This is a genomic window from Pseudomonas frederiksbergensis (assembly GCF_003732665.1).
GTDB lineage: Bacteria > Pseudomonadota > Gammaproteobacteria > Pseudomonadales > Pseudomonadaceae > Aquipseudomonas > Aquipseudomonas frederiksbergensis_G.
The window spans coordinates 212,177-228,403 of record NZ_MOBP01000003.1; the positions used below are offsets into that span (position 1 = coordinate 212,177).

General features: G+C 53.2%; 14 protein-coding genes. 8 read left to right on the forward strand and 6 right to left on the reverse strand.

All coding sequences use genetic code 11. From position 1 onward, the window contains the following. The first annotated feature begins 196 nt into the window (after window positions 1-196). From BK665_RS05080 to BK665_RS05100, 5 genes are all read left to right on the forward strand, one after another. A complete protein-coding gene (locus tag BK665_RS05080; protein ID WP_123403467.1) occupies window positions 197-433 on the forward strand; it encodes a hypothetical protein in 237 nt (78 codons plus the stop codon). An 85-nt stretch (window positions 434-518) separates the two neighbouring features. After that, window positions 519-1,634 (forward strand): polysaccharide biosynthesis/export family protein, encoded by a 1,116-nt coding sequence (locus BK665_RS05085; protein WP_259699573.1) that lies wholly within the window; start codon window positions 519-521, stop codon window positions 1,632-1,634. Between the two features lie 10 nt (window positions 1,635-1,644). After that, complete coding sequence (locus BK665_RS05090) at window positions 1,645-2,310, forward strand: YjbF family lipoprotein (protein WP_123403469.1); 666 nt, start codon at window positions 1,645-1,647, stop codon at window positions 2,308-2,310. After that, on the forward strand, window positions 2,307-3,068 hold the full coding sequence (locus BK665_RS05095; protein WP_123403471.1) for a capsule biosynthesis GfcC family protein: 762 nt from the start codon (window positions 2,307-2,309) through the stop codon (window positions 3,066-3,068). The genes BK665_RS05090 and BK665_RS05095 overlap by 4 nt, the downstream gene beginning before the upstream one ends. Then, entirely contained in the window at window positions 3,065-5,143 is a 2,079-nt protein-coding gene (locus BK665_RS05100; protein ID WP_123403473.1) for a YjbH domain-containing protein, read from the forward strand. Before BK665_RS05095 ends, BK665_RS05100 begins: the two co-directional genes overlap by 4 nt. A gap of 786 nt (window positions 5,144-5,929) precedes the next feature. Here the strand turns inward: BK665_RS05100 and BK665_RS05105 are convergent. The 4 genes from BK665_RS05105 to BK665_RS05120 all read right to left on the reverse strand — a co-directional run bounded on the left by BK665_RS05105 (window position 5,930) and on the right by BK665_RS05120 (window position 9,853). Next, complete coding sequence (locus BK665_RS05105) at window positions 5,930-7,324, reverse strand: undecaprenyl-phosphate glucose phosphotransferase (protein WP_123403475.1); 1,395 nt, start codon at window positions 7,322-7,324, stop codon at window positions 5,930-5,932. A gap of 325 nt (window positions 7,325-7,649) precedes the next feature. Then, window positions 7,650-8,321: a winged helix-turn-helix domain-containing protein gene (locus BK665_RS05110; protein WP_123403477.1), complete on the reverse strand. Its 672-nt coding sequence runs from the start codon at window positions 8,319-8,321 to the stop codon at window positions 7,650-7,652. 31 nt (window positions 8,322-8,352) lie between these two features. Next, on the reverse strand, window positions 8,353-9,087 hold the full coding sequence (locus tag BK665_RS05115) for an EAL domain-containing protein (RefSeq protein ID WP_123403479.1): 735 nt from the start codon (window positions 9,085-9,087) through the stop codon (window positions 8,353-8,355). Window positions 9,088-9,112: 25 nt separating this feature from the next. Beyond that, complete coding sequence (locus tag BK665_RS05120) at window positions 9,113-9,853, reverse strand: winged helix-turn-helix domain-containing protein (protein WP_123403481.1); 741 nt, start codon at window positions 9,851-9,853, stop codon at window positions 9,113-9,115. A gap of 547 nt (window positions 9,854-10,400) precedes the next feature. Between BK665_RS05120 and BK665_RS05125 the strand changes: the two genes are divergently transcribed. After that, window positions 10,401-11,234 carry an undecaprenyl-diphosphate phosphatase gene (locus BK665_RS05125; RefSeq protein WP_123403483.1) on the forward strand — a complete coding sequence of 278 codons (834 nt, stop codon included), beginning with the start codon at window positions 10,401-10,403 and terminating at the stop codon, window positions 11,232-11,234. Window positions 11,235-11,258: 24 nt separating this feature from the next. On the opposite strand, the gene dusA is transcribed toward BK665_RS05125, so the two are convergent. Then, window positions 11,259-12,254, reverse strand: a complete 996-nt coding sequence (gene dusA / locus BK665_RS05130) for a tRNA dihydrouridine(20/20a) synthase DusA (protein WP_123403485.1) — start codon at window positions 12,252-12,254, stop codon at window positions 11,259-11,261. A 295-nt stretch (window positions 12,255-12,549) separates the two neighbouring features. Between dusA and BK665_RS05135 the strand changes: the two genes are divergently transcribed. Together BK665_RS05135 and BK665_RS05140 are read left to right on the forward strand one after the other, a co-directional pair. After that, window positions 12,550-13,401: a ParA family protein gene (locus tag BK665_RS05135; RefSeq protein WP_123403487.1), complete on the forward strand. Its 852-nt coding sequence runs from the start codon at window positions 12,550-12,552 to the stop codon at window positions 13,399-13,401. Then, window positions 13,398-13,928: a hypothetical protein gene (locus BK665_RS05140; protein ID WP_123403489.1), complete on the forward strand. Its 531-nt coding sequence runs from the start codon at window positions 13,398-13,400 to the stop codon at window positions 13,926-13,928. Before BK665_RS05135 ends, BK665_RS05140 begins: the two co-directional genes overlap by 4 nt. Before the next feature lie 497 nt (window positions 13,929-14,425). Here the strand turns inward: BK665_RS05140 and BK665_RS05145 are convergent, their stop codons facing one another. Next, complete coding sequence (locus BK665_RS05145; RefSeq protein WP_123403491.1) at window positions 14,426-16,165, reverse strand: P-loop NTPase fold protein; 1,740 nt, start codon at window positions 16,163-16,165, stop codon at window positions 14,426-14,428. Between the last annotated feature and the right edge of the window lie 62 nt (window positions 16,166-16,227).

The following is a 16,227-nucleotide window of genomic DNA, read 5'->3' on the forward strand; positions in this document are numbered from 1 at the left end:
GTTAAGTAACGTCGGGAAATTAGGCTGGAGTTAGATCCGGCAAATCCGTAGATATAAGCCCTGCCGTTCGACATTTATCAGTTGCGTTTGACTGTGAATGAACAACGGATCTTGTTCGCACTTTTTGCGGCTTGATCTTTCCACCTCTAACTGCCCACCGTGTTTCTGACAGGGTAGACGTTAGAAAGGAGTTGATATGAAAAAAGTGATGGCAATTGCCCTGTTGTCGATGTTTGGCAACTGGGCATCCGCAGCGGAAGCACCGCTGACACAGGCAACTAATGTCGCCGGTAACGTAGCCGCTTCCCAAGCGCCTGCGGCCAGTACGGCAATGGTTGCAGGTGCAGTGGCCGCTTCCAACAGTGGCGGCAACGCCAACGGCGGAACTACCGGGACTACAGGTACAACCGGTACTACCGGCACCAGTAACTGAAAAACCCTGTAGGTGTAACACAAGGTCGCCCGATGAAAGTCGGGTGACCTTGTCTGGATTTGCCCTTGAATAGCGTAGTGCCATTATGAATCGTAGTTTTCCTTTGTTGATGTTGGCCGGTATCGCTTTGCAAGGTTGTATGTTTTCTCCGGGGCAATACCTGAGCACCAGCGATATCACGCGCCAGGGCGCCAGTGAAAGCAGTCGCGTGGAGCTGATCCCGATCACGCCCAAGCTGATTGCCATGGACCGGGCCACGCAGAAACACCTGTCGTTGCCGGCGGAATTGTTGACGACCCCGGCCGAATACCGCATCGGCAACAACGATGTGTTGTACATCACGGTCTGGGATCATCCGGAGCTGACCGCCCCCTCCGGCGCGCAACAGCAGATCGATGCCAACGGTCGCCTGGTGCGCTCCGATGGCACGTTGTATTACCCCTATATCAAGGAAGTCCAGGCTGCTGGCCGGACCATCCAGCAACTGCGCGAGGACATCTCCGAACGCCTGTCGGCCTTCATTGCCGACCCGCAAGTGGACGTCGCGGTATTGCGCTTCGCCAGTCAGAAAGTCGTGGTGTCGGGGGCCGTGGTGAAGGCCGGTCCGCAGCCGATTTCCACCAACCCGTTGAACGTGGTCGAAGCCCTCGGTACGGCCGGTATCGATCCGCAGAACGCGGACTTGTCCGGCCTGCTGCTGACGCGCAACGGGCGGGTCTATCCGCTGAACCTCGATGCGCTCAATCAACAGGATTCCGAGTTGCAGAACGTCTACCTCAAGGGCGGCGATCAGTTGTACCTGCCGTACAACGACAACAAGCGCATTTACGTCATGGGCGAAGTCAATCAGCCCCGGGCCCTGACGTTCAAGACCGGCACCATGAACCTGTCTGATGTGCTCGGCTCGGTCGGCGGCTTGAGCCAGACCACCTCCAACGGCAACGCGGTGTACGTGATTCGCGGTGTGGAAAACCTCGATGTGGAACCGGCGAAAATCTACCAGTTGCAAGCCGAGTCGCCGACCGCCATGGCCTTGGCCACGCACTTCAGCGTACGCCCCCAGGACATCGTCTACGTCGGCCCCGCCAACGTGACGCGCTGGAACCGCTTCATCAGTCAATTGGTGCCTTCGGCCGCCATTCTCGGTGTGGGGGCTTCCTCGGCGAAGAACCTGAGTGAAGTCCGGGACAACGGCAAATAAGGTCAGGTCTGTGAAAACGTTGAATGTTGGCGTCTGCGTGATAGCGGCCGTGTTGTTGTGTGGCTGTAACCCGCTGATGACCGCGTCCCTGGGCAACTTCAAGGCCGCGGTGATCGGCCCCGATGAGGTGCACGTCACGCCTGAGCAAGTGGCCCGGGTCGAGTTTCCCCAGCTCACCTTGACCACGCCGTCCGGCTCCGGGGTGTTGGCGATGGTGCGTGAGCGCGGTGACCTGCAATTCTGGGTCGCGTCGGGCAAACAGGTGTTGCTGCTGCGCGATGGACTCGCGGTGCGCAGCATCGGCCTGGGCCTCGAGGGCGATCTGGACGGCACGCGACTGGCGGCGTCTTCGCCCTTCAAGCAAGGCCTGCAAACCCTGCCGGATGGTTACACCAGCCAGCGCTGGATCGATCTTTATCAAGGCAGCGAAACCGGCGTGACCCTGAACAGCCGCTTCTCGCGCAAATCCATGGAAACCCTCCAGATCCTCAACAAGGAATACGCCGTGCTACGTGTCGATGAGCAGATTGACGCCCCGGCCATTGGCCTGCGGGCGACCAATCGTTATTGGGTCGATCCCGTTGACGGTTTCATTGTGCAGAGCGAGCAGCAACTGACCACACGCCTGCGGGTCAAGATCGTGCAACTGACCCCTGAACGCAGGTTTGCCCGTTGAAGCGGCTGCCGTTTCTGTCGGCGTGCCTGCTGTTGATCACCAGCGTCAGCCAAGCAGCGGTCACCGTGACTGGCGATGTGCAAGTCCCGGGGCCAGTGGAGTTGCCGCCAGGTGGGCGGTTGACGGATGTGATCAGCGTCGCGGTGCCCAATGCAGAAAGTTACTGGCTGGCCGCCGGGTTGCTGCGCCAGTCGTTGCTGGAGGAGCAGGGCCGGCTCAAGACCGGGGTGCTGTTTGACCTCGAAGTGTTGCGCCGCACGGCGTTGCTGTTCGACCGACCCGAGCGCGCCGACCTGGCGCTGCGTCTGCACGAACAAGTCAGCCGCATGCCGGTCACCGGGCGTCAGGTCACGGTGCTGGACCCGGTGGCCATCGAAGTCGGGTTCGCCCCAAACGTCCTGCTGGGCGACGGCGATCGCCTGATCTATCCGTTGCGCGTCGATGAAGTGGAAGTGCTGGGCGCCGTCGCGCAGCCGTGTCGGTTGCCTTATGTCGTCCAGCAAGAAGCCCGGGATTACTTGAACGACTGCCCGAGCCTGAGCGATGCGGAGGCCGATTACCTGTGGCTGATCCAACCCAACGGCGCCACTCGCCGGGTCGGCATCGCGCCGTGGAATCGCGAACACGGGCAGGTCCCTGCCGCTGGCAGCAAGCTCCTGGTCCCGGTGAAAAATGATGATCTCGATCCGCCTATCCCTGAACTGAATCAGCAGTTGGCCGAATTTCTTGCCACGCAATTGGCTGAGGTGGTTCATTGAATTTACGTTTTGCAGCCGTGTTGTTATTGCCCTGTGGACTGGCGCATGCCGAGCCGCGTCTGACCCAGAATGATTTCGGCGGTGTCGGCTTGTTGCAGACGCCGACTGCGCGCATGTCCCCGGCCGGCGAGTTGAGCGTAAGCGCCAACCGCACCGAGCCCTACAGTCGCTATAGCGTGGCACTGCAGCCGTTCGACTGGCTGGAAGGCGCGTTCCGCTACACCGCCATCACCAACCGTCCTTATGGCCCGGAGTCGCTGAGCGGCAACCAGAGCTATAAGGATAAGGCGGTCGATCTCAAAGTCCGGCTGTGGCAGGAAACCCATTGGGCGCCCGACGTGGCGCTGGGCTTCCGAGACATTGGCGGTACGGGTCTGTTCTCCAGTGAGTTCCTGGTGGCCAGCAAGCGCTATGACGATTTTGATTTCAGTGCCGGGATTGCCTGGGGTTACCTGGGCAATCGCGGCGATTTCGATAACCCGGCGGGCTGGCTCGATGATCGCTTCAAGACCCGGCCGAACATGGAAGGCACCGGCGACGTCAACGCCGGCGCCTACTTTCGCGGCAAGCCTTCGCTGTTCGGCGGCGTGACCTATCAGACACCGTGGGACAGGCTCAGCCTGAAACTCGAGTACGAAGGCAACGACTACAAACATGAGCCCAAGGACAACGTGATCCAGCAGGACTCACCGATCAACCTTGGCGCGGTGTTCAAAGTCACCGATTCCCTGGACCTCAGCGCAGGCTGGGAGCGCGGCAATACGGCGATGTTTGGCCTGACTTTCCACACCAACTTCGTCAGCCGCAAGGCGCCGGCCAAGACCTTCGATCCGCCGGCGGAACCGTTGCCGGCCAAGGCGCCGGCGGTCGCGATGGATCAGGTCAACTGGCCGGACGTGTCCCGGCGCCTGCAGCAAAATGCCGGCTACAAGGTCGAGCGCATCAGCCAGCGCGGGTCCGAGCTGATCGTCTACGGCGAGCAGGGCCGCTATTTTCATTCGGCCAAAGCGGTCGGTCGGGCCAGCCGGATTCTGGACAACAGCGTCAACGCCGATATCGACTGGTTCACCCTGGTGAACAAGCGTTACGACCTGCCGCTGGAAGAAACCAGCGTGCCGCGCAAGACCTTTCGTGAAGTGCTGAACAATGAGGAACCGCTGCAAGCGCTGCACCGCACCACCGAGATCAACCCGGCGATGCCGCACAACGAAAAGACTCTCTACACCGAAGCCCGCGACCCGTTCAGCTACGGCGCCGGGCTCGGCTTCAAACAGAACGTTGGCGGCCCTGACGGCTTTTTCTATCAGTTCAGCGCCGATGCCGACGCCGAGTATCGTTTCAACCGCAACACCTGGTGGAGCGGCCTGCTCAGCGCTAATCTGCTGAACAACTTCGACGGCTTCAAATACGACGCGCCCAGCGGCTTGCCCCGGGTTCGTACGGATTTGCGTCAGTACCTGACCACCTCCGAAGTCACCATGCCGCTGTTCCAGGTCAGCCACGCCGAACAGTTGGACAAGGACCTGTATGGCATGGTCTACGGCGGTTATCTGGAATCGATGTTTGCCGGTGTGGGTGGCGAGGTGCTGTTTCGCCCGACGGGCCAGCGCTGGTCGGTCGGCGCGGATTTGAACTACGTGCGTCAGCGCGAATTCGACCAGGGCTTCGGCCTGCGGGACTACTCGGTCGTCACCGGGCATATCACCGGTTATACCGATTTGCCCTACGACACCCTGGCGGCGGTCAGCGTCGGACGTTACCTGGCCGGGGATTGGGGCACCACGGTCGATCTGTCCCGGGAGTTCTCCAACGGCGTGCGCTTCGGTGCCTGGGCCACCATCACCACCGCCACCGGCGCGCAATATGGCGAAGGTAGCTTCGACAAAGGCCTGTACCTGTCCATTCCGTTCGATGAACTGATGAGCATGTCGACCATGCGCCGCGCCAACCTCGTCTGGTCACCACTGACCCGGGACGGCGGCGCACGGCTCAACCGCAGCTTCCAATTGCACTCAATGACCGACAGCCGCGACAACGACATGTTCTACCGCAACTTCGAGAAGATCACCGAGTAACGACCGGGACCCTGTGGGAGCGAGCTTGCTCGCGAAGAGGCCGTGTCAGTCGACATATAAGTGACTGACACACCGCCTTCGCGAGCAAGCCCGCTCCCACAAGAGTTCGGCGTTGTTCATCAACTTATGCCCACCCCACGAATCCCTGTGGGAGCGGGCTTGCTCGCGAAGAGGCCGTGTCAGTCGACATATAGGTGACTGACACACCGCCTTCGCGAGCAAGCCCGCTCCCACAAGAGTTCGGCGTTGTTCATCAACTTGTGTCCACCCCACGAATCCCTGTGGGAGCGGGCTTGCTCGCGAAGAGGCCGTGTCAGTCGACATATAAGTGACTGACACACCGCCTTCGCGAGCAAGCCCGCTCCCACAAGAGTTCGGCGTTGTTCATCAACTTATGCCCACCCCACGAATCCCTGTGGAAGCGGGCTTGCTCGCGAAGAGGCCGTGTCAGTCGACATATAAGTGACTGACGCACCGCTTTCGCGAGCAAGCCCGCTCCCACAAGAGTTCGGCGTTGTTCATCAACTTATGCCCACCCCGCGAATCCCTGTGGGAGCGGGCTTGCTCGCGAAGAGGCCGTGTCAGTCGACATATAAGCGACTGACGCACCGCCTTCGCGAGCAGGCTCGCTCCCACAAGAGTTCGGAGTTGCTCATCAGCTTATGTCCACCCCACAAGGGATTTGTGGATGGACATGGATGATGAATAACTTTCACCGATTAATCACAGCCACGAAAAAGGGGACTTTCGTCCCCTTGTGGTGATGCTGTTTCAGCCGTCACACCATCAATAGATGTCCTTCGAGAGCAAGGTAAAGGGCGTCTTCACCAGGATCTTCAGGTCCAGCCACAACGACCAGTTGTTGATGTATTTGAGATCGATCTCCACACGCTTCTGCATCTTGTCGATGGTGTCCGTCTCGCCCCGGCAGCCATTGATTTGTGCGAGCCCGGTGATCCCCGGCTTGATTCGGTGGCGCGCCATGTAGGCCAGAATCTTCCCCGAATAGTAGTGGTTGTGGGCAACCGCGTGCGGCCGTGGGCCGACCAGCGCCATGTGCCCTTGCAGCACGTTGAACAATTGCGGCAGTTCATCCAGCGACGTGCGGCGGATAAAGCGGCCGACGGCGGTGATGCGCGAGTCGTTGCGGCTGGCCTGTTTAACTTCGTGGTCGTCATGGACACGCATCGAGCGAAACTTCCAGACCTGGATCACCTTGCCATTCCACCCATGGCGATCCTGTTTGAAGAAAACCGGGCCGGGTGAACTGAGCTTCACCGCCAGCGCAATCACCGCCAGCACCGGGCTCAACAGGACGATGGCCAGCAGCGCCACGCTTTTTTCCACCAGGCTTTTGCTCAGGGCGGCGGTGGGTTGGCTGGTCAACGGGCTTTCATTCAGATAGATCGCCGGCAGACCGTCCACGACCCGCACCGAGTGATTGAGCAGCGTCAGGCAGTTCAAATCCGGCACCCACACCACATCGACGTTGGCACCCAGCAAATCGACGTACATGGCTTCGATTTTCGCCGCTTCGCTCAGCGGCAGGGTGATGTACAAACGACGAATGTCGTGGAGGCTGATCAGCTCCAACAGATCTTCCTGGACTCCGACGATACGGGGCGCATCCGACTCCAGCGCAGTGACGGCGCCAGTGCTGACCAGGCCAACCAGCGGCAGGTTTTCGACGCTGCTCAGCTTCTTGGCCAGGCCAAGCGCCAGTTCACCCGTGCCGACGATCAGGGTTCGATGCTCGCTCTTTCGTGACCGCTGATAGTACTTGGAGAACCCGTGCAACGGCGCGTACAGCAACGCCTGGCCGAGGAAGCCGTACACCGCCCAACTGAGAATCACCTGCCGGGAAAACAGCTCGTCGGCCTTGCAGATAAATGCCACGCAAGCCAGCGCCGCCATGGTCATGGACCAACCCATGAACAAGCGTCCCAACCCCGTCAGATAGCTGTCTCTCTTTCGGTAGACACCGCTGAACGTGTAGGCCGGCACTGAGGCCAGTACGGTCAATGCCGCGCAGACTCGGTAATAGAACTCGACCGCTCCGGTGTGCTGCTCGGCGAGAATAAACAACAGCGCAACGACAAAGCCCTGCGCCAGCGCCCATTGGCCCCAAAAGGTAAGTCCCTTGAGGCCGGTATTTCGATTGATACGAAGAGTAAGATCCATGCGATATCCCCAAAAGACGTCCATTCAGGTATCGACAGTCGAACCGCGAGTTGTTTAAGCAGGATTGTTATTGTTTTAACTAATGCCCTGGGACTAACAACGTCGAGAGGGTCGAACTGTCGTCAGTCAATAGATTAAGTTATTGTCGGGGAGGGCTGTCTGACGAGTTCTAACAAGATGGCAAAGTGCCAACTTGCGTGTGGGGAAGTGTGGGATGTTAGAAAAGGTCGATGTCTTGGTTATAGCGGGAGGCGGGGCGGGAATAACAAACAAAGTGCACTTTTTATTATTGTAATAGCACTGTCATATGTTTGTTCTGAGGAGGTCAGGCGTGATGGGGCTCTGATACAACTTCCTGGATAAGGCAATAGCCGCGATTTCTCACCGCACGAAACAGTCGCTCGCCTTTGCTGGCACTTTTGAACTTGTCTTGCAATCGACTCAGGCACATTTCCAGGCCGCGATACTGCTCCGGTTCGCGGCCGATGCTTAGAATCAGATCATCGCGGCTGACGACTCGATCTTCATGGTGGAGCATCTTTTTGACGAGGGCGGCTTCCAGTCCGGTGAGGTTGATCTCGACATTCTCTTTGATCAGTACACTTTGATTATTATCGAGTTGCCACGCTTCGCTGTAAGGCTCGTTGTCCCCGTTTTCATGAGGTATTTCACTGAGTTCAGTTTGATTGGGCAAGGCGACGGGGCGAGTCCCGGATTGCGCCGCCAACCATTCCGCTTCCAGGGTGGCCAGTATGTTTTGTGTTTCATGTTCGATTGTGTGGGCGACATTTTTCCTTGTCCCACTGGGGTAGGTGAATTCCATCAGCACGGGCGCGCAAGAGGGGGGGGCAACACCTTCGATAAACATTTGTGCCTGGGAAGTACCAAACGAGTTGAAACGCTCGCTGGACAGTATGGTCTCGAGCTCACGCTGGCAAGTTGTGCTGTGAGTCACGACAACAAAATATTTTCTGGGGAGGGTTGTACTGATTTCCACGTCGCTCTCCTAAAGTAGTCACCAAAGTCGGTTAAAGATGATCGGCAGGGGAGTAATAACTCCCTTGAAAGTAATCAAAGGGCAGCGCCCGGGCCAATGAATGGCCTTCGATATGCTCTACTCGATCGGCAATAAAAGAAATCTTGTTGTTGTGGATCAGTGCCACCATACGGTCATGGAGTCGATTGAAAAACTCAGGGTTACTATTGAGTTTAAAACACTGGTCCAGGGATGCAATGGATACCTTGATGTAGTTAAACAGATTCAGAGTAGTGAAGCATGTTAGTGCTTCCCGCTGGAGGTTGTAGTCATCCAGTGCGATTTCTATACCATGATCTTTCAAGCGATACATATGATAAATAATGTTTTTTTTATATTTGGAATCTACTTCCCAGAATGGTCGTTCCTTGAGTGACACGACCAGTGTGTGGCCAAGATCGCGCAAGTTGTTGCCAGACTGGATCAGCTCTTCGGCCAGTGCAAAACTGGCAAGGCTCAGTTCAGACAGGCGGACGACGGTTCGGTTCAGGTATTTTTTGGGGGTGGGCGAGCGGCCCCGATGCATGTGCGTCAATGTGTCGCTGCCGCGCTCACGGGATTGACCCGCTTGGGTCGTCCAGGACGACAGCGCGGGAAGAGGGCGATCTGCTTCGGTGGTAGTGCTTATCTCGCTGGCAAACGGACGGTCATCACGTGACAGGATCAGTTGCCGGGTGAGATAGCGATGCGGGGCCTGTGCGGGTGAGGTGCCTCCAATCGCATTCATGCAACAACTCCTTTCCATAGGTGAATCAGGCGGTCGAGATCAGACCCCTCATCAGACGGTATCCATACCCACGAATACTTTGAATGGCATTAGTGCCATACATGCCTTTGATCTTTCCGCGAAGTCGACTGATCGATTTCTCCAACGCCCTGGGGTCATAGAAGTTGGTGTTCAGCCCCATGATTCTGGCGATTTCATCGTGACTCAGGATATGGTTACTGGTTTGCGCAAATGCCTCGAGGATTTTCATTTCTGCAAACGAGATCTCCAGCTTCTTGCGAGTGCCCATCAGGCAAATACGCGTGGGGTCCAACACCAGGTTGACTTCCCGTTGCCACTCTTCGCTGTTGAAAAACTCGGACAGGAACTCAGTGCTATCGTCGGACAATGTATTGATCTTGATGCAGCAGTCGGCGCCGGCAAGATAATATTTCATCTTGTTGTACGCGCCGCGGCCCGTGATAACCGCACATATGATGGGGTTCAAGTTGGTGGAGCGAAGTTTTTCCACCAGCGCCAGGCTCTCATCAAATGCGTGAGGGCTGTCGATAATGATGAAGATGGCACGGTACAAATCCGCGTGTTCATTCTTCTTATGTAAATTAGTGTAAGCGCTAGCATCGAGCGCTATATCAGAGTGCACATGCCTTGCGACTAATGCTCTAAAATTTTCGGCCACGCTGCGGGTTCGGCCCAGGGTGAGAACACCGGGTTCCTCATTTGTCGGGCGCTGGCTTCTAGTCGCTAATGTCCCTGTAAGCATCATGCTTTTTGACTCGAATGGGTGCTGACATCAGGATGTTAAAGCACCGGTTCTCATCTGTGACTGACAATTGGTAACATTCAAAACGCATTTCAGGCCCGACAACCGGAGTTTTCTAACATAAACAAAGGTTTTCGACCCTTTAGTTGCTTCTCGCGGCCATCTGAACTAATGAAATGGCCCTCTTAGATGATGGCCATGTGCAATGGTGCCACTATTTTTAGTCGGTGGCGATTCGTTTTTGCACTCAAAACGCCATCACGTTCATGAGCGGCGATTCCGGGGTATTGTTCCTTAGTATGTGCGCCGCGTCACATTTTGCCGTAGCGCCATCTGTACTGGCTGCACCGGTGTTTTCTGTCATTGGTTAGCCGGACGATTAATAACAAGTATTGAGTGTGTGGTTTGATCAGTCCTATTATCCGCCTGTGCCCTCCGCTAAATGATCATGAACGAGCAAGTGTTTAAGAAAGCGTTGAGTGTCTGTTTGTTGTTTAATTGTTTAACAAGATAATTGGGCGTTCAATAAGAACGGCTCGACGGAGGATTGATGGAGTTTTGGACCCTTGTACAAGTATTGGTGTTAGGCGCAGTAGAAGGGTTGACAGAGTTTTTGCCAATCTCCAGTACCGGTCACCAGATTATTGTTGCGGACTTGTTGGGCTTCGGTGGTGAACGCGCCATGGCGTTTAATATCATTATTCAACTGGGCGCCATATTGGCTGTGGTCTGGGAGTTTCGTCCTAAAATAGTCGAAATCGTCAAAGGCCTGCCAACTCAACGTAACGCACAGCGTTTTACATTGAACTTGCTGATCGGTTTTCTTCCGGCCGTTGTCCTGGGTGTGTTATTCGCCGATAAGATTCATGAGTATCTGTTTAATCCGATTACCGTAGCGGTCGCGCTGGTGGTCGGCGGGATCATCATGTTGTGGGCCGAGCAGCGGCAGCATGTGGTGCATGTCGAGCACGTTGATGACATGCGCTGGCCCGATGCGTTGAAGGTAGGTTTTGCACAGTGCCTGGCGATGATCCCGGGCACATCCCGCTCCGGATCGACCATCATCGGCGGCTTGCTGTTTGGCCTGTCGCGCAAGGCGGCGACCGAATACTCGTTTTTCCTGGCGATGCCAACAATGGTCGGCGCTGCCGTGTATTCCGGCTACAAATACCGCGACCTGTTCCAGGCCAACGACTTGCCGGTATTTGCCCTGGGTTTCGTCACCGCGTTCATCTTTGCGATGATCGCTGTGCGCGGCTTGCTAAAGTTCATCGCCAGCCACAGCTACGCGGCCTTCGCCTGGTATCGAATCGTCTTCGGCTTATTGATCTTGGCGACTTGGCTATTCGGTTGGGTGAACTGGACGGCGGCCGCGGCGGCCTGACCGTCCACAAGTGAAAGGAGGGGACTAGCGCCCCTCCAACAACTGCGCCGCCTGATCCAGCAACACCAAAGGCTCTTTCGCCTTGTGAATATCCACCGACAACAACTGCCGAAACTTGCGCGCCCCCGGAAACCCGGTGCCCAGCCCCAGCACATGCCGGGTGATATGGTGCATCGAACCGCCGGCATCAATGTGCGCCGCTATATAAGGCCGCAACTGCGCCAACGCCTCAGCGCGAGTAATCACCGGCGCCGTGCTGCCGAACAGTTGCTGATCCACCTCAGCCATCACATAAGGATTGTGATACGCCTCGCGACCCAGCATCACGCCGTCAAACGTCTGCAAATGCTCGTGACACGCCTCAAGCGTCTTGATCCCGCCGTTGAGAACAATCTCCAACTCCGGAAAATCCTGCTTCAACTGCGCCGCCACGTCATAGCGCAACGGCGGAATGTCCCGATTCTCCTTCGGCGACAACCCCTCCAGAATCGCAATCCGCGCATGCACCGTAAAACTCGTACACCCCGCATCCCGCACCGTCCCGACGAAATCACACAACTGCGCGTAACTGTCCCGCCCATTAATCCCGATCCGATGCTTCACCGTCACCGGAATCGACACCGCATCGCGCATCGCCTTCACACAATCCGCCACCAACTGCGGATGCCCCATCAACACTGCGCCGATCATATTGTTCTGAACACGGTCGCTTGGGCAGCCGACGTTCAAATTCACCTCGTCGTAACCGTGGTCCTGAGCCATGCGGGCGCAGGCTGCCAAATCTAGCGGGACACTGCCGCCGAGTTGCAGGGCGAGGGGGTGTTCGGCTTCGTTGTGGCGCAGGAAACGGTCGTGGTCGCCGTTGAGCAGCGCGCCGGTAGTGACCATCTCGGTGTAGAGGAGGGCGTGTTTGGAGAGTAGGCGTAGGAAAAAACGGCAGTGACGGTCAGTCCAATCCATCATCGGGGCGACGGAGAAGCGGCGGGAGAGCGGGGCGGGTGTGGCGGTGATTGGGGGCATTTGTAGTTCAGAGTAGTTCGGAAAAGCGAGAGTTTATCAGGGATGGGCTAGGATTGATGGACACAAAAGGCGGTAGGTAAAAGTCTCAACAGCACTGAAAGCGTATTTGCGGTGCGTGAGCGCGGTGGACACTGATTGTAGGAATGGGTAACGTTGCTACTCTATGTGCGCTACCTAATAAAAATACAGCTTTCACGGTTTAGACTGTCGCGCGTTTAGATGGAATTGATGGCATCTAGAGAATTTTGAAGTAAAGAGTTTTTCTTAATGATGGGCGCAAAATAAGGAAGTGGTTATGGCTATAGTCGTATCGATGATTAACATGAAAGGTGGGGTCGGCAAATCTACGCTGACGTTTAACCTAGCTTGGCGATCTGCTTGGAGGGAGAAGTTGCGTGTCTTGGCTGTTGACTTGGATCCTCAGGCAAACTTAAGTCAGTATTTTCTCGGTGCACAAAAATACTTGGAGCTGCTGAATAATGGTTCGAAAACCATTGTTGATGTTTTTGAACAGTTTTCAGCGCCAAGTGCAATTAGAGGAGCTCCGACATTGGTAGAGCCCCATGAGGTTATTCATGATCTGCACCAATGGGATGATGGAAGTGTATTGCATTTGGTGCCGTCTCGACTGGAACTTTCGTGGACTTTGAAAAACCCCACAGAGAAAGCTCAACTGTTGCCTCAGTTTCTTTCGAAGGTTCAAGATAAGTATGATTTGATTTTAATTGACTGTGCCCCTACCGAGTCTATCCTTACAGTGGCTGCCTATCGATCTAGTAGGTATGTTTTTGTCCCAGTAAGACCCGAGTTTTTGGCTACCATCGGGCTCCCGTTGCTTGCCCGCTCTCTGCAGGAGTTTAAGCTGCAGCATCAAAACCAGGAAATCGAAATGGGTGGTATTGTGTTTAATGGGCTGCGCAGGAGTAATACTCCCCCTGAACAAGTACGCTCAATGGCAGATGTAAAAAAGGTTGCGGCTACGCAAGGCTGGCCGGTCCTGGAAAATCCAGCTCATCATTCCGATTCATATCCTGCGGGGTCGAGAGATGGTACTCCTATATTTCATACTTCATATGCGCGAGATTACGTGGTAAATGAATTTGATCGTGTCGCTACTGAATTTTTAACAAAGGTAGGTTTAAAGTGAAGCCAAAAGTCAAGCTGGCCGTAACGAGAATCCTCTCTCTCCAGACTGAATTTACCGCAGCAGAGCTTGCTGAGGCTTTAAATTTTATCAAGGCATTTGGTCTTGACACTATGTTTAATACGTCTGCACTAGAGAAAAAGAAGAATGGTGAAAGTTTAGCTTCGAAACCAGTTGGCAATGCACCATCGAATATAAAAAATGGGTCTGCAAGAATTTTGGCTGATCTGGAGACTGTAGATCATGATAAGTTTGAGGCGCTTTCTCAGTTTGAGGTTTTTCTCAGGAGCGGAAAGTTACTGTCGAAGTTGGATAGTATAAGGAGGGTGGGGGTTTCTATAGATAAAACTTTTCAAACGGGTAAGTCGAGAAAGGACGCCATACCTCGTTTGATCGGTTTGCTCGCGAAGCTTCCACTTGCTGAAGCAAAGCAGGTTATTTCTAGAGTTTCTGAGGAGTATGAAGACGCTGGTATGCTTGATGAGGGTTACCAGAATTTAGCAAACTTCTTATTGAGGGTTAAATCCTAGGAGTAGGTTGAGGGCAAATTTTTTGGAGTGATTCTAATAATCTAGTTTGCTCTCAGATTTTTTGTGGGTTATATGTCGGGCAACATTGCGCGACATGTGTAATGTCATGAATAAAGTCATCCACCAGCATGTTGAAATAGTTTTACTTTTTCTAATTGGTTTGCGATGAATGTGATTTAGGTCGCCAAAAAGAAGAGCCCTGGTTTCTTTTTTTTCGAAAATTAGCTGTTCCATTACGGTTGACGATTATTCGTGGCAAGTATTCGAAGTTAGAAGGCGGGAGGGCTCTGAGTTAGCACCGAAAATGCTTCAGCGCCTGCGTATGTTAGGCACCAATTTTTGGCGCGTATGCTCATTTATTTTTGCGACAGCAACTGCTGTCCCGATTTTTAATTGTCTAATAGCATCGGAAGTATAAATGCACAAAAAATTATCGGTGCGTTCGAACTGGGGTGATAATGACTGAAGGCCTTGGAGGCCCTCAGTCGAAGTGGCTATTACAAACTAATGCCATACATGTTTTTAACTCGAATAGAATTTAACTCATTCTCAGCGGCAATTATCTTTAGCGCTTCCTCAACAGTATTGCTGATCGCAGAATAATTTCTTGAGTCCTCAGGATTTGAGGTGGCAATATTTTTGAAGGTGAGCAGGCCTGATCTAAGCTTCACTGTCAATTCGTCTGGCTTGGAATGAATCCACTCGACAAAGTCGCTCACTGTTAAATTTGAAAGATATATAATATCCTCCTGATTCCATGTGCGACTTTTCCCAATTTTCGAGGCTATCCCATCTATTGTGAAGCTTCTTCCGTCCTTGCTTGCTTCAATTACTTTTTCTCGAAGGTGTTTGTCTGTTACGCGATCAAGGCTTAAAGACGATGAGATGGCTTCATCTTTAAGATTTTGATAGTTTGCTGTTATATATGCATCAGTATATAGGTCAACCGGTTCGCCCAGTTGCTTGAGTATTTCAATTGCAGAAGAAAAGTCGGATAATGCCAAGGCGTCAAGTTCGTTGTCAAGAATATGCTTTAGACTTGATTTGAACTCTTCGCTATCGTCCTCGAAAGAGTCGTGATAAATCTTCCAAGCCTTCTTAAGTTTAGCATCTACCGAGCTAACACGATAACGTTCCTCGAGCGTACCAATAGTAAGTTTTAAAGGGTTTTCATCCACATATCCACATTCTAGATAGTCGCCAATATGAACATCAAATTTTGATTCTGACATTTGTAAAGTGGCATTGATATTTTTGAAGCTCTTCTCATCTGGTGTCAGGTCTTCTGCACTTGTTGACAAATATTTTGCCCAGGTCCCTCCCGCCAAACTGGTTCTCAGAGCATCATATTTTATAAAGCTATCGCCTGTGTAATAAGATGCGCATAATACTGCGGAGTGCAATAAAAACTCTTCTGACAATGCTTTGTTCTTTCCTTTAAAAAACACAGAGTGCACATTTAAGAGGTTTTTTAATTTTCTCAAGACTCTGACGTTCTTTACATTAATCTTCAATATTACCGACTTTAGAAAATCATACCCGTCCATGTTTGAAGCGAAGACATGTGAGAAATTTGTTTCACATGATGGATTATAGAGTAACTCAACATCTACAACCTTCTCCCTGTAAGAGTTAAAGTGTTCAAGATCCTTGCCATCCTTGTCAAAAGATTTGTCATTAAAAATCAATACTACTTTGCAATATTTTCTCTGTGCCAGCTCATCTGCTAACCCCATTAGCTCTTTAATGCTTAAGCTGCTACCTTTTCTTTCTATATCATCAAAACAGATAATATAATTATTTACTAGGCTGTATTCAATGCTAGAAAGAAGGCTTGAGAACTTGTCGAGTACGGGCATCCGCTTAGCAGTATCGGTTAGTTTTCCCAGCCAAGTAGATTTTGTTCGAGCAAAACTCCAAATGCCTTTTACGCGAGGGAACTTAGAATACAAGGTTCCTGCCTTCCTTAATTCCTCCTCGAAAGAACTTACTATTGTATCATCGGTTGCGATGGCCTTCGCGTTCTGAAAAACACTTGACTTGATCTCTAATAGCGAATTTTTCCCGAATAAAGAAACGTAGCTATAAGCTATTTGCTCTAGATTTTTTTGAGAAATACGCTCGTTAATATATTGATCCCAAAAAAATGTTTTTCCGACACCCCAGTCACCTCTAATGACGACTACACCTGGATCGGCCTTAAAAAAAACATCAAATGATTTCTTCAAATACTCCATTGATACCTTTCCTTAAACTCACGCTTTCGTATGTTAAGAGGATAGCAGTTCACCGTGGAATC